The 20,386-nt window shown below is 67.0% G+C and carries 20 protein-coding genes and 1 riboswitch; of the genes, 10 read left to right on the top strand and 10 right to left on the bottom strand.

From position 1 onward, the window contains the following. The coding region (locus AC1DY5_RS10865) for an RNA recognition motif domain-containing protein (RefSeq protein WP_478111293.1) at nucleotides 1–303 on the bottom strand (303 nt) is incomplete at its 3' end. A gap of 246 nt (nucleotides 304–549) precedes the next feature. Then, nucleotides 550–725, top strand: a riboswitch (yybP-ykoY riboswitch). Nucleotides 726–741: 16 nt separating this feature from the next. Here AC1DY5_RS10865 and AC1DY5_RS10860 point away from each other — a divergent pair. From AC1DY5_RS10860 to AC1DY5_RS10840, 5 genes are all read left to right on the top strand, one after another. Next, nucleotides 742–1,308: a TMEM165/GDT1 family protein gene (locus AC1DY5_RS10860; protein WP_478111292.1), complete on the top strand. Its 567-nt coding sequence runs from the start codon at nucleotides 742–744 to the stop codon at nucleotides 1,306–1,308. A gap of 117 nt (nucleotides 1,309–1,425) precedes the next feature. Next, nucleotides 1,426–2,586 (top strand): homoserine O-succinyltransferase MetX, encoded by a 1,161-nt coding sequence (metX, locus tag AC1DY5_RS10855; protein ID WP_478111291.1) that lies wholly within the window; start codon nucleotides 1,426–1,428, stop codon nucleotides 2,584–2,586. Then, complete coding sequence (gene metW, locus AC1DY5_RS10850; protein WP_478111290.1) at nucleotides 2,583–3,167, top strand: methionine biosynthesis protein MetW; 585 nt, start codon at nucleotides 2,583–2,585, stop codon at nucleotides 3,165–3,167. Before metX ends, metW begins: the two co-directional genes overlap by 4 nt. A 22-nt stretch (nucleotides 3,168–3,189) precedes the next feature. Next, nucleotides 3,190–3,777, top strand: a complete 588-nt coding sequence (locus AC1DY5_RS10845; protein WP_478111289.1) for an IMPACT family protein — start codon at nucleotides 3,190–3,192, stop codon at nucleotides 3,775–3,777. Between the two features lie 145 nt (nucleotides 3,778–3,922). Next, nucleotides 3,923–4,462, top strand: coding sequence for a bactofilin family protein (locus AC1DY5_RS10840; RefSeq protein ID WP_478111288.1), 540 nt, complete (start codon nucleotides 3,923–3,925; stop codon nucleotides 4,460–4,462). 11 nt (nucleotides 4,463–4,473) lie between these two features. Here the strand turns inward: AC1DY5_RS10840 and AC1DY5_RS10835 are convergent, their stop codons facing one another. Continuing rightward, nucleotides 4,474–5,307: a DUF72 domain-containing protein gene (locus tag AC1DY5_RS10835; RefSeq protein ID WP_478111287.1), complete on the bottom strand. Its 834-nt coding sequence runs from the start codon at nucleotides 5,305–5,307 to the stop codon at nucleotides 4,474–4,476. A gap of 129 nt (nucleotides 5,308–5,436) precedes the next feature. Here AC1DY5_RS10835 and AC1DY5_RS10830 point away from each other — a divergent pair, with 129 nt between their 5' ends. Next, the gene (locus tag AC1DY5_RS10830) at nucleotides 5,437–6,930 is read left to right on the top strand and encodes a M20 family metallopeptidase (protein ID WP_478111286.1); all 1,494 of its coding nucleotides are present in this window, start codon (nucleotides 5,437–5,439) and stop codon (nucleotides 6,928–6,930) included. Further along, complete coding sequence (locus AC1DY5_RS10825; RefSeq protein WP_478111285.1) at nucleotides 6,927–7,754, top strand: lysophospholipase; 828 nt, start codon at nucleotides 6,927–6,929, stop codon at nucleotides 7,752–7,754. Before AC1DY5_RS10830 ends, AC1DY5_RS10825 begins: the two co-directional genes overlap by 4 nt. Here AC1DY5_RS10825 and AC1DY5_RS10820 read toward each other — a convergent pair whose 3' ends face one another. The 5 genes from AC1DY5_RS10820 to AC1DY5_RS10800 all read right to left on the bottom strand — a co-directional run bounded on the left by AC1DY5_RS10820 (nucleotide 7,755) and on the right by AC1DY5_RS10800 (nucleotide 12,736). After that, on the bottom strand, nucleotides 7,755–8,930 hold the full coding sequence (locus tag AC1DY5_RS10820; protein ID WP_478111284.1) for an MFS transporter: 1,176 nt from the start codon (nucleotides 8,928–8,930) through the stop codon (nucleotides 7,755–7,757). A gap of 111 nt (nucleotides 8,931–9,041) precedes the next feature. Then, nucleotides 9,042–9,524, bottom strand: coding sequence for a YidB family protein (locus tag AC1DY5_RS10815; RefSeq protein ID WP_478111283.1), 483 nt, complete (start codon nucleotides 9,522–9,524; stop codon nucleotides 9,042–9,044). A gap of 33 nt (nucleotides 9,525–9,557) precedes the next feature. After that, on the bottom strand, nucleotides 9,558–10,913 hold the full coding sequence (locus AC1DY5_RS10810; RefSeq protein ID WP_478111282.1) for a M20/M25/M40 family metallo-hydrolase: 1,356 nt from the start codon (nucleotides 10,911–10,913) through the stop codon (nucleotides 9,558–9,560). 3 nt (nucleotides 10,914–10,916) lie between these two features. Then, the gene (locus AC1DY5_RS10805; RefSeq protein ID WP_478111281.1) at nucleotides 10,917–11,645 is read right to left on the bottom strand and encodes a 16S rRNA (uracil(1498)-N(3))-methyltransferase; all 729 of its coding nucleotides are present in this window, start codon (nucleotides 11,643–11,645) and stop codon (nucleotides 10,917–10,919) included. Next, on the bottom strand, nucleotides 11,642–12,736 hold the full coding sequence (locus tag AC1DY5_RS10800; RefSeq protein ID WP_478111280.1) for an aminoglycoside phosphotransferase family protein: 1,095 nt from the start codon (nucleotides 12,734–12,736) through the stop codon (nucleotides 11,642–11,644). Before AC1DY5_RS10800 ends, AC1DY5_RS10805 begins: the two co-directional genes overlap by 4 nt. A gap of 99 nt (nucleotides 12,737–12,835) precedes the next feature. Between AC1DY5_RS10800 and AC1DY5_RS10795 the strand changes: the two genes are divergently transcribed. Genes AC1DY5_RS10795 through rsmA form a run of 3 tightly spaced genes read left to right on the top strand, consistent with a single transcriptional unit; the run spans nucleotide 12,836 to nucleotide 17,449 of the window. Next, nucleotides 12,836–15,232 (top strand): LPS-assembly protein LptD, encoded by a 2,397-nt coding sequence (locus AC1DY5_RS10795; RefSeq protein WP_478111279.1) that lies wholly within the window; start codon nucleotides 12,836–12,838, stop codon nucleotides 15,230–15,232. 14 nt (nucleotides 15,233–15,246) lie between these two features. Next, a complete protein-coding gene (locus AC1DY5_RS10790; protein ID WP_478111278.1) occupies nucleotides 15,247–16,632 on the top strand; it encodes a peptidylprolyl isomerase in 1,386 nt (461 codons plus the stop codon). Between the two features lie 52 nt (nucleotides 16,633–16,684). Further along, on the top strand, nucleotides 16,685–17,449 hold the full coding sequence (gene rsmA, locus AC1DY5_RS10785) for a 16S rRNA (adenine(1518)-N(6)/adenine(1519)-N(6))-dimethyltransferase RsmA (protein WP_478111277.1): 765 nt from the start codon (nucleotides 16,685–16,687) through the stop codon (nucleotides 17,447–17,449). A gap of 333 nt (nucleotides 17,450–17,782) precedes the next feature. On the opposite strand, the gene AC1DY5_RS10780 is transcribed toward rsmA, so the two are convergent. The 3 genes from AC1DY5_RS10780 to AC1DY5_RS10770 all read right to left on the bottom strand — a co-directional run. Next, a complete protein-coding gene (locus tag AC1DY5_RS10780; protein ID WP_478111276.1) occupies nucleotides 17,783–18,184 on the bottom strand; it encodes a barstar family protein in 402 nt (133 codons plus the stop codon). 80 nt (nucleotides 18,185–18,264) lie between these two features. Next, nucleotides 18,265–18,678 carry a guanyl-specific ribonuclease gene (locus AC1DY5_RS10775; RefSeq protein ID WP_478111275.1) on the bottom strand — a complete coding sequence of 138 codons (414 nt, stop codon included), beginning with the start codon at nucleotides 18,676–18,678 and terminating at the stop codon, nucleotides 18,265–18,267. A 180-nt stretch (nucleotides 18,679–18,858) separates the two neighbouring features. Further along, nucleotides 18,859–20,386 (bottom strand): phosphate acyltransferase (locus tag AC1DY5_RS10770; protein WP_478111274.1); only part of this gene is annotated, 1,528 nt, incomplete at its 5' end.

Raw genomic sequence — 20,386 nt, 5'->3', positions numbered from 1 at the left:
GCCATAACCGCCGCCGCCGCCGCCGTAGCCACCACCGCTGCGCGGCGGACGGGCTTCCATCGGACGGGCTTCGTTGACGACCACGCTGCGGCCGCCGAGGGGTTGGCCGTTCATGCCATTGATGGCTGCTTGTGCTTCTGCATCACTGCCCATCTCGACAAAACCAAAGCCCTTGGAACGACCGGTATCGCGTTCCATCATGACTTTGGCGCTCGTCACGGCACCGAATTGGCCGAAGGCTTGCTCGAGATCACCGTCGCGCACCGAGTAAGGCAGGTTACCGACGTACAGTTTGTTGCCCATCAAGGGACTCCTATAAACACATCAAGAAAAGCGATGGAGTCCCGAGAGCAGCAATCCGGCGAAACATCCGCCGGGTTGCGCGAAACTGACCGATCACCGATTCGCCCCCGAATTTTGAAGGGAGGCTCGTGCATTATGGGTGAAACGGATGAAATGCAAGTAGGAATTTGCACCCAGTCGACGGCCTGGCGAATTTATTTTGGAGTCAGCGCTCGCTTACATATAGGCTCCCGGGCACGCTACAATCGCCCGGTCATTGGGGAGTAGCCGCCTTCCATCGCGAGAAGGGTTTGCGTCAACAGACTTGTCCTGCACCTGTGCAGCACATGGCGCAATCAGCAGCAGCCTGGCGAGACCTTTGACCGCGCAACTTCGGGATTCGGCCGAAGGTGTTGCGCGGTCAATTGCGTCCTTCGGCCGTCGGAGTCCCTTTCCCTCATGGAAGCTTTTTTCGTTGCAACCGGCGTGGTCGCGCTCGCCGAGATGGGTGACAAGACCCAGCTTCTCGCCCTCATCCTGGCGGCGCGATTCCGAAAGCCGTGGCCGATCGTGGCCGGCATTTTTGCCGCCACGATCCTGAACCACGCGCTCGCCGGCGCGGTCGGCAACTGGGTCACCCACTTCCTGGGCCCCAACATCCTTCGTTGGATCCTCGGCGGCTCCTTTATCGCGATGGCGCTGTGGATGCTGATCCCGGACAAGATCGACGACGGCGACGTTCCCAAGTCCTCGCACTTCGGCGTCTTYGGAACCACCTTGCTGGCCTTCTTCCTCGCCGAGATGGGCGACAAGACGCAGATCGCCACCGTGATGCTCGCGGCGCGCTACGTGGATGCCTACGTGTGGGTCGTCATGGGAACCACGCTGGGCATGATGCTGGCCAACGCGCCGGTGGTCTGGCTGGGCGAGCGCATCGTCAAGCGCGTGCCGATCAAGCTCGTGCATGGCCTCTCCGCCGCCATCTTCCTGGTGCTGGGCGTCGCCGCGTTGATCGGCTGGGGTTGAGCGACATATACTTCCGCCACGCGCCGATTTGCTCCAGCTTGCGGGCGCTCTACAAATGCAGCTAAAGACGGATGCCGGACCCGGCTCGTTTTTGGCGAGGCCGGGTCTTTTTCATTCATGTCCTTCGTCGTCACTCCGCAATCGATGCAGTTCGCGGGCCCGCTGTCACTCCGCAGCGGCGCGTCGATCAGCAACTACACGCTGGCCTACGAAACCTATGGCCGGCTCAACGCCGAGCGCAGCAATGCGGTGCTGGTGTGCCATGCGCTCAATGCGTCCCATCATGTGGCCGGGGTCTACGCCGACCAGCCGAAGTCCGAAGGCTGGTGGGACAACATGATCGGTCCCGGCAAGCCGGTCGACACCGACCGCTTCTTCGTCATCGGCATCAACAACCTGGGCTCCTGCTTCGGCTCCACCGGGCCGATGCACGACAACCCCGAGACCGGGCGCGCCTACGGTGCCGACTTCCCGGTGGTCACGGTCGAGGATTGGGTCGCGGCCCAGGCCGCGCTGCTCGACGCGCTCGGCATCGAACGCCTCGCGGCCGTGATGGGCGGCAGCCTCGGCGGCATGCAGGCTTTGTCGTGGACGCTGCAGTATCCGAAGCGCGTGCAGCATGCGGTGGTGGTCGCCAGCGCGCCGAGCCTGACGGCGCAGAACATCGCCTTCAACGAAGTGGCGCGGCGCGCCATCGTCACCGATCCCGACTTCCACGGCGGCCATTTCTACGACCATGGCGTGATCCCGCGGCGCGGCTTGCGCATCGCCCGCATGATCGGCCACATCACCTACCAGAGCGACGACGTGATGAACGAGAAGTTCGGCCGCGCGCTGCGCAGCGCCGTCGAGGGCAGCGCCGCGAACACCGAGTTCCTCTACTCGACACAGGAGGTCGAGTTCCAGATCGAAAGCTACCTGCGCTACAACGGCGACAAGTTCAGCGAGTACTTCGACGCCAACACCTACCTGCTGATCACGCGCGCGCTCGACTATTTCGATCCGGCACGCGACTTCGGCGGCGACCTCGGCGCGGCACTGGCCCAGGCCAGTGCCAAGTTCCTGCTGGTGAGCTTCAGCACCGATTGGCGCTTCTCGCCCTCACGCAGCCGCGAGATCGTGAAGGCGCTGCTCGACAACCGCCGCAACGTGAGCTACGCCGAGATCGATGCACCGCACGGCCACGACGCCTTCCTGCTGGACGACGTGCGCTACATGAGCGTAGTGCGCTCCTACTTCGAGCGCATCGCGGCAGCCTTCGAAGGGGCCGCCGCATGAGCGACATTCACACTCAGAACTCGATCGCCCGCCTGGTGCCCAAAGGCGCGCGCGTGCTGGACCTCGGCTGCGGCGACGGCGCGCTGCTCGACCTGCTGCAGCGCGAGCGCGGTTGCAGCGGCTACGGCGTCGAGATCGCCGACGGCAACGTGCTGCAGTGCGTGCGGCGCGGCGTCGACGTGATCCAGCTCAACCTCGACGAGGGGCTGGCGATGTTCGACGACGCCTCCTTCGACGTGGTGCTCCAGATCGACACGCTGCAACACCTGCGCAATGCCGAGGTGATGCTGCGCGAGACCGCGCGCGTGGGCCGCATCGGCATCGTCGCCTTCCCCAATTTCGCCCACTGGCCGAACCGCATCAGCATCGCGCGCGGCCGCATGCCGGTCACGCGTCGCCTGCCCTACCAGTGGTACGACACGCCCAACATCCGCGTCGGCACCTTCAAGGATTTCGAGGCACTGGCGCACAAGAACCGCCTGCGTGTGCTCGACGCCTTCGGCCTGCAGGATGGACGTGAAGTGCGCTGGCTGCCGAACGCGCGCGCCAGCACCGCCGTCTTCAAGTTCGAACGGGGTTGACGCTCGCCCAGGTCCCGAGGCCATGCCATTCACACTCGCAGCCGCGCGCCACAGCGAACTCGTCATCAAGAAGAGCCGTTTCATCGGCTGTGTCCAGCCGGTGGCCGATCGTGCCGGGGCACAGGCGGTGGTCGATGCGCTGCGTCGCGAACACCCGGCGGCGGCGCATGTCTGCTGGGCACTCATGGCGGGTGGCCAATCGGCGGCCAATGACGATGGCGAGCCGGGCGGCACCGCCGGCCGGCCGATGCTCGAAGTGCTCAGGCACCACGATCTCGACGGCGTGCTGGCGACGGTGGTTCGCTATTTCGGCGGCGTCAAGCTGGGTGCTGGCGGCCTCGTGCGAGCCTACACCGACAGCATCGCGCAGACGCTGATCGATGCCCCGCTGCTGCCGCAGGTGCGCCAGCGCGCGCTCCACTGCGCGGTGCCCTATGCGCTCGAGGGACTGTTGCGGCGCGAGATCGCAGCGGTCGGTGCCGCACTCGACGGCGTGCGCCACGAAAGCATGGTGCATTTCGACTTCAGCCTGCCGGAACCGGTGGCCGACGACTTCATTTCGCGCGTGGGCGATGCGGCACAAGGGCGCGTCGCCTGGCTTCAAATTTGAGCCTGCGGACAGAAAAAGCGGCAAATAGAGAGCGAAAGTTCGCAAATCTTGTCGCATCTGGATTTATTCAGTTACGCCTCTTGCGCAATGAAGTGCCGTGAGGCGAAATGTGCTTCTTACGATAGACCTTTTGAGGAGCTACCCATTGGCCACACAGTCCCCCTTCTTCGGCAAACGTGATCGCGAAGCCGAAAATCTCACCTCCCGTCCCGCGCCACTGATGGGTTCGAACACCAATCTGTCGGGCACGCCCGTCAGTCCGTCGACGCTCACCACCCAGGCCGCCAACGCCGCGGCGAGTGTTGCCAAGGAAGGCGGCAGCAAGCTCACCGTCGGTCCCAACATCAAGCTCAAGGGCGTCGAGATCACGGATTGCGACACGCTGGTGGTCGAGGGCCTGGTGGAAGCGACGATGGATTCGCGCGTCATGCAGATCGCCGAGCAAGGTGCCTTCAAGGGCTCGGCCGAAATCGACATCGCCGAGATCCGCGGCCTGTTCGATGGCAACCTGACGGTGCGCGAGAAGCTCGTGATCCATTCGACCGGCAAGGTCACCGGCAAGATCCGCTACGGCAAGATCGTCGTCGAGGARGGCGGCCAGTTGTCGGGCGAGATCAGCTTCGGCGCATCCGCGCCCTCGAGCAGCGCCGCCAAGCCGGCAGCCGCGTTTCAGGCCGCGGCCTGAGCAAGGCTGGCTCAAGCCAGCCGCTCGATCAAGGCACTCGCAGCGGCGGGTGCCTTTTCTTTTGCGCCGTTGATGAAGAAGACGAAGACATCGCGCGCCTTGGCGGCCTTCAATGGAGGGGCCTGCTCGACATGCGGCAGCGCGGCCGGGGTCTTGCCCGCGGCCCAGGTGCGTGCGTTCTCGGCCCACGCGTCGAGCGACTTGGGCGCGTAGCCGGTCTCGCGGGTCGCCTCGCTGTTCATGAGCCGCGCATAGGCGAAGTCGCCGGTCAGGTCGGCGAAGGACGGGAACTTCTCGGAATCGGTGAACACCGTCGCCGCCTTGTGCTCACGCGCCAGCGCAAGGTACTCGGGCGACTTGAAGCTCTCGTGCCGCACGTCCATCACATGACGCAGTTCCCTGCTGCCCGCCTTCTTCGGCAGCAGCGCGAGGAAGCCGGCGAAGTCCTCCGCGTCGAAGGCCTTGGTCGGCATGAACTGCCACACGATCGGACCCAGCTTGGGGCCCAGTTCCTCGATGCCGCTGTCGAGGAATCGTGCGATCGAATCACCGGCGGTCGCGAGCAGCTTGCGGTTGGTGGCGAAGCGCGAGGCCTTGAGCGAGAACATGAAGCCGTCGGGCGTCTCTTCGTTCCATTTCCTGAAGCTGGCCGGCTTCATGGTGCTGTAGTAGGTGCCGTTGACCTCGATCGCCGTGAGATGCCGGCTCGCATAGCTCAGCTCCTGCGCATGGGGCAGCTTGGCGGGATAGAAATTGTCCCGCCAGGGCTCGTAGGTCCAGCCTCCCACGCCGACGCGGATGCGCGGATTCGTCGAAGCGGCTTCTCGTGGGGTGCGCGCTGCCATGGCTTCCCTTCGGTCGGTGTGGTGGAGCTCGCCTTTTTATCCCATCCGCGGGCCGGATGGCAGCGCTGGCGGGCAGGAAGCGCCAAGTGGCACTAACATCGCTTCCCCACTCCGCGGAGACCTTTCGATATGAACGCCCCCCTCCACCGTGAAATGCCCGCCGGCCTGCTCGACGCCGGCCGCGCGCTGTCCGACGTCTCCGCCCAATGGGACCAGGACATCGTCAGACAACTCACCGACTACATCGCCATTCCCGCCAAGTCGCCGGGCTTCGACAAGGACTGGTCGCACAACGGCTATCTCGACACCGTGCTGCGCAACGCCGCCAGCTGGGTCGAGGCGCAGAAGGTCGAGGGCCTGAAGCTCGAGATCGTGCGCCTCGAGGGCCGCACACCGGTGCTGTTCTTCGAGGTGCCCGCCACCGGGACCGCGATGACGGAGACCGTGCTGATGTACGGCCATCTCGACAAGCAGCCCGAGTTCACCGGCTGGCGCAGCGACCTGGGCCCGTGGACGCCAAAGTACGAAAACGGCCTGCTCTATGGCCGCGGCGGCGCCGACGACGGCTACGCGGTGTACGCCAGCGTCGCCGCGCTGCAGGCGCTCAAGGCGCAGGGCGCGGCCCATCCTCGAATCGTCGGCCTGATCGAGACCTGCGAAGAGTCCGGCTCCTACGACCTGCTGCCGTACGTCGATGCGCTGCGGCCACGATTGGGCGAGGTCTCGCTGGTCATCTGCCTCGACTCGGGCGCCGGCAACTACGACCAGTTGTGGCTCACGACCTCGCTGCGCGGCATGGCCAGCGGCACGCTGAAGGTCGAGATCCTGACCGAAGGCATCCACTCCGGCGATGCCTCGGGGCTGGTGCCGTCGAGCTTCCGCATCATGCGCCAGGTGCTCGACCGGCTCGAGGACAGCAAGACCGGCCGCCTGCTGCCGCAGAGCTTCCACTGCGAAGTGCCGGCCGAACGGGTGGCCCAGGCCCGCGCCACGGCCGCGATCCTCGGCGAGGAGGTCTACAAGCGCTTTCCCTGGGCCCACTACGACTGCGGCGGCTCGACCACCTTCGCGCTGCCAACCACCACCGATCCGCTCGAGGCCCTGCTCAACCGCACCTGGAAGCCGACGCTGTCGGTCACCGGTGCCGAAGGCTTCCCGGCACTGAAGGACGCCGGCAACGTGCTGCGCCCCTACACGGCCTTCAAGCTCTCGCTGCGGCTGCCTCCGCTGGTCGATGCCGGCCTGGCGGTGCAGGAACTCAAGCAACTGCTGGAAGACAACGCGCCCTACCAGGCCAAGGTGACTTTCGAGAGCGGCGGCGGCGCCACCGGCTGGAATGCGCCTGACACGGCGTCCTGGTTCGAAAGCGCGCTCAACGCCGCCTCGCAGGCCCATTTCGGCGCCGATTGCGGCTATATCGGGCAGGGCGGCACCATCCCTCTCATGAACATGCTGAGCCAGGGATTCCCGAAGTCGCAGATGATGGTCTGCGGCGTGCTGGGCCCGAAGAGCAACGCCCACGGACCGAACGAGTTCCTGCACGTGCCCTACGCGAAGAAACTGACGKCGGCGGTGGCCGAAGTGATCGCCGCGCTGCCGGCCGCCCGCGCCGGCGCAGCTTGACGACGCTGCGCACGCCCGACGGCGAAACGCTGGCGCTGCACGACTGGCCGATCCGGACCGGCATGGCCAGGGCCATCGTGCTGATGGTGCACGGCTTGGGGGAGCATGCCGGGCGCTACCGCACGGTCGCCGCGCGTCTAAACGGCTGGGGCTTCGCGGCCCGCGCCGCCGACCACCGGGGCCACGGCGTATCCAGCGGGGCACGCGGCGGCTTGCCGACCCCGGCCCGGCTGGTCGACGACCTGGCGCTGGTGGTCGACGATACGCGCCGGGCCTTCCCCGGGCTGCCGCTGGTGCTGCTGGGCCACAGCCTGGGCGGCCTGGTGGCGGCCAGCGCGGTGGCGCGCGGGGTGCGGGAGGTCGATGCGCTGGTGCTGTCGTCACCGGCGCTCGATGCCGGACTCAGCGCCGCCCAGAAGCTGCTGCTGGCCACCCTGTCGCGCCTGGCACCTGGTCTGCGCGTCGGCAACGGGCTCGATGCCGACTTCCTCTCGCACGATCGTTCGGTGGTCGAGGCCTACCGCGCCGATCCGCTTTGCCACGACCGCATCGGCGCCCGCCTGGCACGCTTCCTGGCCGACGAGGGCGCCGCGGTGCAGTCGGCAGCGCCGGCTTGGCAGGTCCCCACCCTGCTGGTCTATGCGGGTGACGATCGGCTGGTTAAGCCGGCCGGCAGCCGGGCCTTCGCCGACGCCGCTCCGGCTGCGGTCGTCAGCAGCACCTGCTTCCCGACGCTCTACCACGAGATCTTCAACGAGCGCGACGCCGAGCCGGTGTTCGAGACGCTGCGCCGCTGGCTCGACACCCGCTTCCCCGCTGCGTAGTCAGGCCGCAGCCGCGGTAGCGGCGCGCTTGCGTCGTGCGAGCCACAGCAGCGCTGCGCCGGTCAGCAGCACCGGAACCAGCGAGCCGAAATTGAGCAGTCGCCAGCCCTGTGTCGTGACCAGCACGCCCGACGCGAAAGAACTCAGCGCCAGCGTCGCGAAGACGCAGAAGTTGAGCGCGCCCTGGGCGCGGTCGCGTTCCTCGGGCGTGTACGCCGCGAGCGAGAGAGTGGTGCTGCCCGTGAAGAGGAAGTTCCAGCCGACGCCGAGCATGAACAGTGCAATGACGAACTGGCGCAGGTCCACGCCCGACAGCGCCACCATGATGCAACCCAGGTTGAGCGCCAGGCCCATGCCCATCACCGGCAGCACGCCGATTCGGCGGATCAGGTGCCCGGTGAAGAAGCCCGGCGCGAACATGCCGATCACGTGCCACTCGAGCACCAGGGCGATCTCCTCGAAGGGCAGGCTGCAGACCTGCATCGCGATCGGCGTCGCGGCCATCAGCAGGTTCATGACGCCGAAACCCAGTGCGCCCGAGACGGCCGCGACGATGAAGGTCGGCTGGCCCGCGATCTCGGCCAGCGGGCGCCCACCCTGGCCTGCACCGCGCGGCGGCGCCGGGGGAAAGTCGATGAAGCTCATCACCGCCATCGACAGCAGCGCCACCGCCGCCAGCGCGACATAGGCACCGGCGAACGGCACCGCAAACCAGTTGCGCGTGAGCGCGGCCAGGTTCGGTCCGGCGACGGCGCCGATCAGACCGCCCGCCATCACCAGCGAGACCGCTTTTTCGCGCCAGTCGGGGCCGGTGAGTTCGGCCGCGGCAAAGCGGTAGAGGCCGGCGTTGGCGTTGTAGTAGCCGGCCACCACGGTGGCCAGGCACAGCAACCAGAAGTTCTGCCAGAGCGCCGCCTGCGCGCACAACAGCGCCGACCCGAGCGCCACCGCGATCCCGATCTGGAAAGAGCGGCGGCGCCCGAAGCGCTGCTGCGTGCGTGCCACCAGTCCGGTCGCCAGCGCGCCGCCGACCACGTAGCCCATCACCGGCAAGGTCGCCATCCAGCCGCGCGGCGCCAGCGAGAGCCCGACCAGGCCATTGATCGCGATGAAGGTGACGTTGTTCGTGAGGAACAGGCCTTGGCAGATGGCGAGCAGCCAGAGATTGCGGTTCATGGAGACCGAAGAGGAGGGGGTCGCCCGTTCTATCACGGTCGCGGATCAGAACGGCCGAAGAAAAGGCGCCTCGCGGGCGCCTGTCGGTCTGGCTGTCGAACTGAAGCGTCGTCAGCCCTTCTGCAGCAGCCCGCTCAGCGACGACAGCAGGTCGTCGTGCGTGCCCAGGCCGTCGGCGGGCACCTCGCCCTTGGGCGTGAGGTGATCGATCAAGGTTGGCAGCAGCGTGGCGAGCATCGGCAGCAGCGTGGCGCTGTTGATGCCGAGCTTCTGCGCGATGCCGGAGATCGCGTCGCTGCCGAGCACGTCTTGAAGTTGGCCGCCCGAGATCGGCGCGTTCTCGCCCTTGCCGATCCAAGAGCCGATGACGTCGCCCATGCCGGCCTGCTCGAACTTCGAAACCAGGCCGCCGAGTCCGCCGAGCTCGCCGTTGTTGGCCAGCAGGCCGCCGAGGGCACCGGCCAGGCCGCCGAGATTGCCGGCGGAACCGCCGCCGCCGCCCAGCAATGCACCGAGGTCGCCCAGGCCCCCTCCGCCCTGCGGCTGTTGCGCGCCGCCAAGCACCTGTCCGAGAACCGAATCCAGCAATCCCATGGGAACCTCCTGATGTTGAAGTGATTTCAATCGCTATTTCGATCGCGGCGGTCGCCTGGCCAGCAAGGGTTCGCTCACGCCCTGCACGCCAACCAGCCCGAGCACCGTCACCAGGGCATTCTGCGCGCCGTGCCAGGCGTCTGTCACGTCGATCCATTCGGACAGCGCGTGAAAGCCGCCGGTCTGGCCCCCGCTGCCGATGATGATGGCCGGGATGCCGAGCGACATCGGCACGTTCGCATCGGTGCTGGCGCCTGTCAGCAGGGTCTTGTGGCCGAAGGCGGCGTTCGAGCGCACCGCCGCTTCGACAATCACCGAATCAGAGGGTGTCCGTCCGCCGGGCCGGTCGCCGATCAGCTTCGTGGAGGCGCTGAGCGTTGCGGTGTTCCATCGCTTGTTCTCCGCCGCCACCGCTTCGTCGATCGCGGCCAGCACCTTCTTCTCGGTCTCGAGCAGCGGACCCATTTCGTCGGAGCGGATGTCGATCATCATGCGCGCGTCCGGCGCGATGGTATTGACCGAGGTGCCGCCGCCGACCGTGCCGACCGTGAAGGTGGTCCGCGGATATGCCGGCGTCTCGATGTCGGCGATGCGGGCGATCGCCCGGCCCATGCCGTGGATCGCGCTCGGCACCTTGCCGAAGGCGCCGTAACTGTGGCCGCCGGGCCCCTTGAAGCTCACTTCATAGCGGTGGCTGGCGGTACCGAGCACCAGCACCGTGCCGTCGGCCGCCGGCTCCAACCCGACCATGCCGTCGATGTCGGGGTGGTCGCGGAAGATGGCCTTCATGCCACGCAGGTTGCCCAGCTCCTCCTCGCCGACGCTGCCGACGAACAGCAGGTCGCCCACGGTCTGCACCTGCTGGTCGTTGAGCACCTTGAGCCAGGACAGCAGCACCGACAGGCCGCGCGTGTCGTCCGAGATGCCCGGTGCGTAGAGCCGGCCGTCGCGTTCCTTCACGCGAACGTCGGTGCCGGCCGGAAAGACAGTGTCGAGATGGGCCGAGACCAGCAGCCTCGGGCCGTTGCCGCTGCCCTTGCGCAGTCCGATCACATTGCCTTCGGCGTCGATGCTAGCCTGGGTCAGTCCCAGCGCCTTCATGCGGGCCAGGAAGGCCTCGGCGCGCTTCTGCTCCTTGAACGGCGGCGACTCGATCTCAGTCAGCAGGCGCAGGTCCTCGACCGAGCGCGCGTGATCGGCCTCCACCGCATCGAGCAGCTTGCGCATCGAAGGCGCGGCGAGCAGCTGCGAGTAGGCCTGGTCGACCGCCGGCCGCACGTGGGTGGGCGTGGGCGCCACCGCAGCGTTCTGGGCCTGCGCGACGCCGGTGGCCAGTGCGGCGAGGAGCAGGAGCGCCGCACTCCGGCGGCCCAGCAGGCGCGAGGACATGAATCAGCCGCCGGCCAGCCAGACCACGGCCGCCAGCGCGGCCGTTTCGGCCCGCAGCACGCGCGGACCGAGCGTCAACGGCGCAAAACCCTGCGCGATCGCAGCTTGTTCCTCGGCGGCGCTGAGGCCGCCCTCCGGACCGCTCAGCACCCAGGCATCGGGGCGCCCGCCCTGCACGGCACCGAGAACGTCGGCGACCTGGCGGGTGCCGGGCGCCAGGCTCAGCACGAAGCGCCCGGCGTCTCGCTGCTGCGCCTCCAGCCAGGGAGCGAAGGCCTGCACCGGATGGATCCGTGGAACGCGGTTGCGTCCGCATTGCTCGCAGGCCGCGATCGCGATCGCCTCCCAGTGGGTCCGCTTCTTCTCGGCCCGCTCGGCGTTGAGCCTCAACACGCCGTGGGCGGTCATCAGGGGCTGGATGCTGGCCACGCCGAGTTCCGTGGCCTTCTCGACCAGCCAGTCCATGCGTTCGTTGGCCGGCATGCCGACCGCCAGGTGGACGGCACGCGGCACCTCGCGTTCGACCGCCGTGTGGGCGCCGACCTGCACCGCGACCTCGCTGCGGCCCATGCGCTCGACCGTGGCGGCGTACTCGCCGCCCAGGCCGTCGAACAGCGTCAGCGCATCGCCGGGCTGCATCCGCAGCACTTGCACGTGGCGCGCCGCGCCGGCCGGCAGCACCAGGGGGCCGTCGGCGGCGAGCGCAACCGCGCAGTGGAAACGCGCTGTCACACGCGTCCGTAGGCGAAGCCGCTCAACGCCTGTGTGCCTTCGACCTCGTCGACGACCCGCAGCAGCGGCGTCAGTTCGCTGTAGCGACCGGCAGTGGACCGGATGTAGGCGATGAAGCGCGGCGTATCGGCCAAGTACTTCGGCTTGCCGTCGCGCAGCGTCAGCCGGGCGAAGATGCCGGCCACCTTCAGATGGCGCTGCAGACCCATCCATTCGACCGCCCGATAGAAGGCGCCGAAGTCATCGTCGACCGGCAGGCCGGCCTTGCGGGCGCGTTCCCAGTAGCGCAYCGTGACGTCGAGCACGAACTCCTCGTCCCAGCTCAGGAATGCGTCGCGCATCAGGCTCGCGATGTCGTAGGTGATGGGACCATAGACCGCATCCTGGAAGTCCAGCACGCCGAGCGCATCGCCCTCGCCGATCATCAGATTTCGCGGCATGAAATCTCGGTGGACGTAGACCGGCGCGGCTGCGAGATTGTTCTCGACGATGGCCCTGAAACTTCGCTCGAGCCGCTCCTTGAGCCGACCTTCGATCGCCACGCCGCGATGCCGCGCGATGTACCAGTCGGGGAACAGGGCCAGTTCGCGTTCCAGCAGCGCCCGGTCGTAAGGCGGCAGAACGCCGGGCCTGGAAGCCAGCTGCCAGCGGATCAGGGCATCGACCGCATGGTCGTACAAGGGCCGTGCCGCCTGCGGATTCGCCGGGTCGATGACGTCCAGCATGGTCTGCCGGCCCAGGTCGTCGAGCAGCAGGAAGCCCTCGGCGGGCTCCCAATCGAGCACCTGCGGCGCGCTCACGCCGGCTTCGGACATCAGCTTGGCGACCTGCACGAAGGGCGCGCTGTTCTCTTGCGCGGGCGGCGCGTCCATGATGATCCGGGTCGGGGCGCCGCGTTCGGCATCGACGCGGAAATAGCGGCGGAAGCTGGCATCGGCCGAGGCCATGCGCACGCTCTCGGGCCGCAGGTGATGGCGTTCCGAAACACGCGCCATCCAATGCTGGAACGACGTGGCGCGGGCCGGGTCGCCCCAGGCCGGTGCTTCGGGAGAGGGGGCGGCGGCGCCGGACGGGAGCTGGGAGACTGTCATGGATAATCGATTCTACAAATCCGCCTCGCGCGGAGCTTCGCAACCCGATGGCCCCCGGCGCCGTCTTCCCCCTCCCAGACCGAATTTTGTCCCGTACCGATGCCTGACCTGAACCGAGCCGCCTGGCGCCGGTGCCGCCCGCCCTTGCCCCTGGCGCTGCTGTCGCTGGCGCTGCTGCATGCGCAGGGCGCGTGGGCACAGGACGCGGGCCTGGACGCGCCGCTCGTGCTCAAGCGCTCGCCGCAACTCGTGGAAACCATCCCGGAGGCCACGCGCGGGCAGCTGCCGACCTTCGTCAACGGCGACAAGATCTCCGGCCGGCCCGACCTCGAGACCGTGGTCGAAGGCAATGCCACACTGCGCCGGGGCGATCTGTCGCTGCGCGCCGACCGGCTCGAGTACTACCAGCCCGACGACCGCGCGCGGGCCACCGGCAACGTGCGCATCAACCAGGCGGGCAACGTCTACGAGGGGCCCGAACTCGAGCTCAAGCTCGAGACTTTCGAGGGCTTCTTCAACAAGGTCCGCTACCGCTTTCTCGCCACCGGCGGGCGGGGCGACGCCGAGCGCATCGACTTCGTCGACAGCAACGTGTCGGTCGCCCGCATGGCCACCTACACCACATGCCGGCCCGAGGACTATCCGGGCTGGATGCCGGCCTGGCTGCTGAGCGCCGCGACCCTGACCACCGACACCGAGGAAAACGTCGGTGTCGCGACCAATGCGCGGCTGACCTTCATGGGCATCAGCACGCCGCCCTTCCCGTCGCTGAGCTTCCCGCTCAGCAACGACCGCAAGACCGGCCTGCTGCCACCGGTTATCGGCATCGACAGTGTCAACGGCATCGACATCACGACGCCGTTCTACTGGAACATCGCGCCCAACCGCGACGCCACGCTGTATCCGACCCTGATGACCAAGCGCGGCATCAACCTGGGCACCGAATTCCGCTACCTGGAAGAAAAGTACAACGGCGAGATCCGGGCCGACTACATGCCGTACGACCAGCTGCGCGACCGCGACCGCTGGGGCATCTGGACCCATCACATCCAGACTTTCGACTCCCGGTACTTCAGCCTCGACTCGCTGGTCGGCACGCTCAACATCAACCGCGTGAGCGACAACGACTACTGGCGCGACTTCACGCACACGCCCTCGTTGACGCAGCGCCTGCTGGCCAATGAAGGCGCCCTCAACTGGACCAAGGGCGACTGGAGCGGCACGGCGCGCGCGCTGAGCTACCAGACCTTGCAGTACGCGCCGGCACCGATCGTGCCGCCCTACGACCGGATGCCGCAGATCACGGCGAACTACAACAAGTTCGACTGGAACGGCTTCGACATCTCGCTCAACAACGACTACACGCGCTTCGAGGCGAAGAATCCGTTCGTGCAGGGCCAGCCCAACGGCGAGCGGGTCTTCTCGGTGGCCTCGCTGAGCCGGCCCTTCCTAACGCCCGGAACCTTCGTGGTTCCGAAGGTGATGCTGAACGGGACCGCCTACCAGTTCGATGCGCCGCTGCTGACCAACGGTGCGACCTCGGCGGACCGCGTGGTGCCGACCTTCAGCCTGGACAGCGGCCTGATCTTCGAGCGCGACGCCAACTATTTCGGCCGCGCCTTCCGCCAGACGCTGGAGCCCCGTGCCTTCTATGTCTACACGCCCTTCCGGAACCAGAATTACCTGCCGGTCTACGACACGGCGCAGAACGACTTCAATTTCGCCACCGTCTATACCGAGAACGCGTTTTCGGGCGATGACCGCATCTCCGACAGCAACCTGCTGACCCTGGGCGCGACCACCCGGCTGATCGACCCCGACACCGGCGCCGAGGCCGCGCGCTTCGGCGTTGCCCAGCAGCTGCGCTTCGCCGACCAGTTGGTCACCATGCCCGGCGGTGTGCCGGTCACCGACCGGGTCAGCAACCTGCTGCTGGGCGCCCAGATCAACTGGACGCCCAAATGGAGCGTCGATGGCACCGTCCAGTACAACCCGGACACGCAAAACTCGGCCCGCACCGCGATCAGCGCACGCTACAACCCCGGGCCCTACCGCACGGTCAGCGCCGCCTACCGCTACCAGGCCGACACTACCCCAACTTCCAATGACGGCAACCGGGCGTTCGACGTCAGCTGGCAGTGGCCACTCAATGACCTCTGGGGCGACAAGGGCCAGGACCTGGGTTCCGGAAGGGGTCAAGGCGGTGGGCGCTGGTACGCAGTAGGCCGTTTGAACTACAGTCTGGAGTCCAGCAAACTGACCGACGGGGTTCTCGGCTTCGAATACGACGGCTGCTGCTGGATCGGGCGCGTGGTGGTGGAACGCGTCACCACCGGCCAGGTCACAGCCAACACGCGAATCATGTTCCAGCTCGAGCTGGTCGGATTTGCCAGCGTCGGCTCGAGCCCGAGACGAACATTGACGCAGAACATCCAGCGCTACACCCCCCTGCGCCAGCCCAGCCTCGGCCCGAGCCGCTTCACCAATTACGACTGAGATCGAGCTTCGCCATGACACCCATCCGATCCCTCCTGACCCTGGCCTGCCTCGCGGCGCTGACTGCCACAGCCGGCGCGCAGGGCATCACCGACATCATGCGCAGCGGTCCGCGCGTGGGGCCGGCCCCAATGCCGAGCCAGCCGCGCCCGTCGGCGCCCGCGACCCGGCGTTCGGCCGAGTACATCGTCGCGCTGGTCAATTCCGAGCCGGTGACCAACACCGAGGTGCAGTCGCGCGTGGAACGCGTGCTGCGTGAGAATCCCGACGCCGAGCGCCTTCCGCGCGCCGACTTGGCGAAGATGGTGCTGGAGCGGCTCATCAACGAGCGCGCGCAGCTCCAGTTGGGCAGGGAGTCCGGGGTGAAAGTCGACGATCTCGCGGTCGACCAGGCCGAGCAGACCGTCGCCCGGCAGAACCAGATCAGCCTCGTCGAACTACGTCGCCGCGTGGCGGCCCAGGGCCTCTCGCAAGAGCAGTTCCGGCGCGACTTGCGTGACCAGCTCACCCTCACGCGCCTGCGCGATCGCGAGATCGAAGCCAAGGTCAAGATCAGCGACGCCGAAGTCGACCAGTTCATCAAGGATCAGCGCGCCGGTGCCAATGCCGCGTTCCCGCCCAACATCAACATTGCCCAACTGGTCGTTCTGGTGCCCGAAAACGCCGGCGAGGCCGACGTGGCCAAGCTGCAGCAGCGCGCCCAGGCCCTGGCGCAGCGCGCCCGTGCCGGCGAAGACTTCACCAAGCTGGTCCAGGAGAATTCCGATGCGCCTGACCGTGCCGCGGGCGGTGCGCTGGGCATGCGCAGCGCAGACCGCTATCCGGGGATCATCGTCGAGGCCACGCAGTCGACGCCGGTCGGCGGCATCGCCGGGCCGATCCGCTCCAGCGCCGGCTTCCACGTGCTCAAGCTGCTGTCGAAATCGCAGCCCGGGGCCAGCGACGCCGTCATCACGCAGACCCAGGTCCGGCACATCCTGCTGCGCAACGATTCGAAGCGCAACACGGCCGAGGCGGTCGCCCAGCTGGCCGAGTTCAAGACGCGGCTGCAGGCCGGCACGGCCGACTTCGCCGGCCTGGCGCGCGACAATTCGCAGGACGGCAGTGCCAAGCAAGGCGGCGACCTGGGCTGGTCGCGGCCCGGCGTGTTCGTGCCCGAGTTCGAGGAAGTGGTGAACCGCCTGGCGCCTGGAGAGATCAGCGACCCGGTGGTCACGCGTTTCGGCGTCCACCTGATCCAGGTCCAGGGCCGGCGCGAAGCCAAGCTGACCCAGGCCGAACAGCGCGAGGCCGTGCGCGCCGTGATGCGCGAGAAGCGGGTCGAGCAGGCCACCGACACCTGGGCCCAGGAAGTGCGCGCGCGCGCCTACGTCGAGTACCGCGAAGCGCCGCAATCATGATGGCTCCGCCCCAGGTTGGCTCACTTCGTGTAGCCGCGGCCGGGAGCCTGGGTTGAGGCACATTGCGCGCAAGCGCTTTGGGCAACACTTTCTGACCGACGGCGGAATCATCGACGCCATCGTGCGCGAGATCGCGCCGAAGGCCGGGGACGCGATGGTCGAGATCGGGCCGGGGCTGGCGGCATTGACGCAGCCGCTCGTCGAGCGCTTGGGACGACTCACGGTGATCGAGTTGGACCGCGACCTGGCGCAGCGCCTGCGCGGGCACGGCCAGCTGGACGTGATCGAGTCCGACGTCCTCAAGGTGGATTTCGCCGCGTTGGCCGCCAAGTTCTCGCCGGCGCCGCTGCGCGTCGTGGGCAACCTGCCCTACAACATCTCGACCCCGATCCTGTTCCACCTGCTGGGTTTCGCGCACCTGATTGCCGACCAGCATTTCATGCTGCAGAAGGAAGTCATCGACCGCATGGTGGCACGGCCGGCCACCTCGGACTACAGCCGCCTGAGCGTGATGCTGCAATGGCGCTACGCGATGGACAACGTGCTGTTCGTCCCGCCCGAGAGCTTCGACCCGCCACCGCGCGTCGACAGCGCCGTGGTGCGCATGGTGCCGCTAGCCGAGCCGCCGGCCGTCGATGCCGCCCGTCTCGGCGAGATCGTCCAGGTCGCCTTCAGCCAGCGCCGCAAGCTGCTGCGCCATACGCTCGGCAAATGGCTGGAACTACACGCCTTCGCCGGCGATTTCGACACCCAGCGCCGCGCCGAGGAAGTGCCGGTCGCCGAATACGTCGCCCTCGCCCAATCCGTCCAGCCATAAAAAAAGCCCGCCTAAGGCAGGGCTTGTTGGTGAAACACCGCGGAACCGGCTTCGCCGGGCCGCTGGTGTTGCCCCCAGCAGGGGGAGGGCGCCCGACACGAAGTGCGGGCAACCTAGGGGCGAGCAACAGCTACGCTGCTGCCAACCAATAGCCCGCATTGAAGGGGCTGCTCATGCGCAGGGCCAGGGGCGAGACGTCGACCAGTTTGTCGGTCGGCATCTTTTCCGCTGCCGGGTCTGCATGTTGAAGATCGATGCCGGTCGCCGGAGCGGCGGCATTGTCCGGGGAAGCCTCATTCGCCCGTTCTGCTTGGCTGGTGTGTGCAGAACGGGCTACAGAAAAGAATAGAAGCACCTGAACGGTATCTTCCGGTCTCCCCAGTAGTCGGAGGCGTCGCGGAAGATGTCGAGCAGTTGCTCGCGCGCTTCCTTGTCGAACTTGGCATTGGCCGGGATCTGCTCGAGCACGATGACGAAACCCGGCTGCGGGCCCGATTTGTGCAAGGGATCGGTCATGCAGTCGTACAACGCGTCGAAGTTCTTGCCGAAGTGCTGCGGGAAGGTGAATTGCTGGGCAATCAGGTCAAGCACGTCCTGCTTCGTCTGGGCGTTGCCCAGGTTGGCGTACAGGAAATGCTGACCGGCCGCATGCGCCGCTTCCTGCAGGTCGTTCACGCGGAAGGCGCGAATCGACTGCACGATGTTGGGTCGCACTGCACGAAGGGATAAGGTCATCTCCGCTGGTCTTTCCATGGTTGTCGTCGTCGTCATTTCTTCGGGTCGCCTCTCGGCGCAGCTCCAATTCAGTTGCTCGTTCATGGCACGATTCGCCGGAAGCTCGCGTAATGGTCTGCCGTATACCAGCAGCCCGATGGCGTCGTGCGCTCGCCTCCGCAGACGATGCGCCGACCGCCACGGTCACGCGATCCGGGCGTATCGACCGTGTATTCTCGATAGTGGCCTCGCCGTTCCGGCGGCAGCAGACGTTCGCGGTTGCCGAACACCGTCCCGTCTTTCTCGTGCCGGAAAGGACCACCGTTCAAAATGGCCTCATAGGTACGCTGGCCTTGCACCGGCAGTTCGGCCAGCGCGACCGTTTCCTGTGCCGGGGAGCCGTCACGGGCGCCGAACCATTCGCGAGCCTGGACTCCCGTCGCCAGCGCCACCAGCAGCATGCCAGTGAGCGCCAACTTGGAAACCGGGGACGAGATCGAGGCGTAAGCCGCCATGGGGCACCAGAAGGAAAAGAGCGAGAACCGAACCGGGGGTCAACCTTGGGGTTAACCCGCAAATTCAAGCCCGCAAGTGTGCACCAGGGACGCGCAAATAGCAAGCACCTGCTCAATCTTTGAGCAGGTGAGAGGGAGAAGCGACGCTTTTGAAGTTAGCGTTCGCTGTCGATTCTCAGCTTATCGGTCGGCGTTGGCATCCGCGACCGTCAGCGCCGTCATGTTCACGATGCGGCGCACGGTGGCGCTGGGCGTCAGAATATGCACGGGTTTGGCCGCGCCGAGCAGCACAGGCCCGATCGCGATGTTGCCGCCGGCCGCCGTCTTCAGCAGGTTGTAGGAGATATTGGCGGCGTCGATGTTGGGGAACACCAGCAGGTTGGCATTGCCGGCCAGGGCGCTGTGCGGCATCACCGCGGCGCGCTGCTTGCCGTCGAGCGCCATGTCGCCGTGCATCTCGCCGTCGACTTCGAGCCAGGGCGCCTGGACCCGCAGCAGGTCCAGCGTCTGGCGCATCTTGACCGCGCTCGGCTGGTTGCTGCTGCCGAAGTTCGAATGCGACAGCAGCGCAGCCTTGGGCCTGAGGCCAAAGCGCATCATTTCCTCGGCCGCCATGGTCGTGATCTCGGTCAGTTCCTCGGGCGTCGGGTCGTAGTTGACATGCGTGTCGACCAGGAACACCTGGCGATCCGGTAGCAGCAGGCCGTTCATGCAGGCGTAGATCGGCACATCCTGCGGCGTGCTGGGGCAGCCGCCTGGGCGCCGCCCGATCACCTGGTCGATGTAGTGCAGGTGCAGCGCGGTGGTCCCCCAGGTGCCGCAGATCAGGCCGTCGACGTCGCCCTTGTGCAGCAGCATGGCGCCGATCAGGGTCAGGCGCCGCCGCATCTCGATCTTGGCGGTCTGCACCGTGGTGCCCTTGCGCTCTGTCATGCGGTGGTAGGTCTGCCAGAAATCGCGGTAGCGGTGGTCCTGCTCGACGTTGACGATGTCGTAGTCGAGTTCTTCCTTGAGCCGCAGGCCGAACTTCTCGATCCGCTGCGCGATGATCGCCGGACGCCCGATCAGGGTCGGCCGGGCAATGCCCTCGTCGACCACGATCTGGGCCGCACGCAGCACCCGCTCTTCCTCGCCCTCGCTGTAGGCGACCCGCTTCTTCGGCGCCCGCTTGGCGGCGTCGAAGATCGGCTTCATCATCGTGCCGGAGGTGTAGACGAAGGTCTGCAGCTTGTCGCGGTAGGCGTCGAGGTCGGTGATCGGGCGCAGCGCGACGCCGCTCTCGGCCGCGGCCTTGGCCACAGCGGGCGCGATCTTCATCATGAGCCGCGGGTCGAAAGGCTTCGGGATCAGGTATTCGGGGCCGAAGCTCAGCTTCTCGCCGACGTAGGCGGCCGCCACCCGCTCGCTCTGCTCGGCCTGCGCCAGGTCGGCGATGGCATGCACCGCCGCCACTTCCATCTCGTCGGTGATGGTCGTCGCGCCGCAGTCGAGCGCGCCGCGGAAGATGTAGGGGAAGCACAGGACGTTGTTGACCTGGTTCGGGTAGTCGGTGCGGCCGGTCGCCATGACGACGTCGGCGCGCACCGCATGCGCGTCTTCCGGCGAGATCTCGGGGCTCGGGTTGGCCAGCGCGAAGATCACCGGCTTGGCCGCCATCTTGGCGACCATCGCGGGCTTCAGCACGCCGCCGGCCGACAGGCCGAGGAAC

The organism is Variovorax sp. P4_D9 (assembly GCF_056401695.1).
The sequence above is the reverse complement of the archived record's forward strand: the minus strand, read 5'-3'. Positions and strand labels throughout refer to the sequence as shown.

Bases quoted from the DNA above. Each gene is read 5' to 3' on its own strand.
- metX (WP_478111291.1), top strand. From the start codon at position 1,426: ATGTCCTTCGTCGTCACTCCGCAATCGATGCAGTTCGCGGGCCCGCTG.
- metW (WP_478111290.1), top strand. From the start codon at position 2,583: ATGAGCGACATTCACACTCAGAACTCGATCGCCCGCCTGGTGCCCAAA.
- AC1DY5_RS10845 (WP_478111289.1), top strand. From the start codon at position 3,190: ATGCCATTCACACTCGCAGCCGCGCGCCACAGCGAACTCGTCATCAAG.
- AC1DY5_RS10835 (WP_478111287.1), bottom strand. From the start codon at position 5,307: ATGGCAGCGCGCACCCCACGAGAAGCCGCTTCGACGAATCCGCGCATC.
- AC1DY5_RS10820 (WP_478111284.1), bottom strand. From the start codon at position 8,930: ATGAACCGCAATCTCTGGCTGCTCGCCATCTGCCAAGGCCTGTTCCTC.
- AC1DY5_RS10815 (WP_478111283.1), bottom strand. From the start codon at position 9,524: ATGGGATTGCTGGATTCGGTTCTCGGACAGGTGCTTGGCGGCGCGCAA.
- AC1DY5_RS10810 (WP_478111282.1), bottom strand. From the start codon at position 10,913: ATGTCCTCGCGCCTGCTGGGCCGCCGGAGTGCGGCGCTCCTGCTCCTC.
- AC1DY5_RS10795 (WP_478111279.1), top strand. From the start codon at position 12,836: ATGCCTGACCTGAACCGAGCCGCCTGGCGCCGGTGCCGCCCGCCCTTG.
- AC1DY5_RS10790 (WP_478111278.1), top strand. From the start codon at position 15,247: ATGACACCCATCCGATCCCTCCTGACCCTGGCCTGCCTCGCGGCGCTG.
- AC1DY5_RS10780 (WP_478111276.1), bottom strand. From the start codon at position 18,184: ATGACCTTATCCCTTCGTGCAGTGCGACCCAACATCGTGCAGTCGATT.
- AC1DY5_RS10775 (WP_478111275.1), bottom strand. From the start codon at position 18,678: ATGGCGGCTTACGCCTCGATCTCGTCCCCGGTTTCCAAGTTGGCGCTC.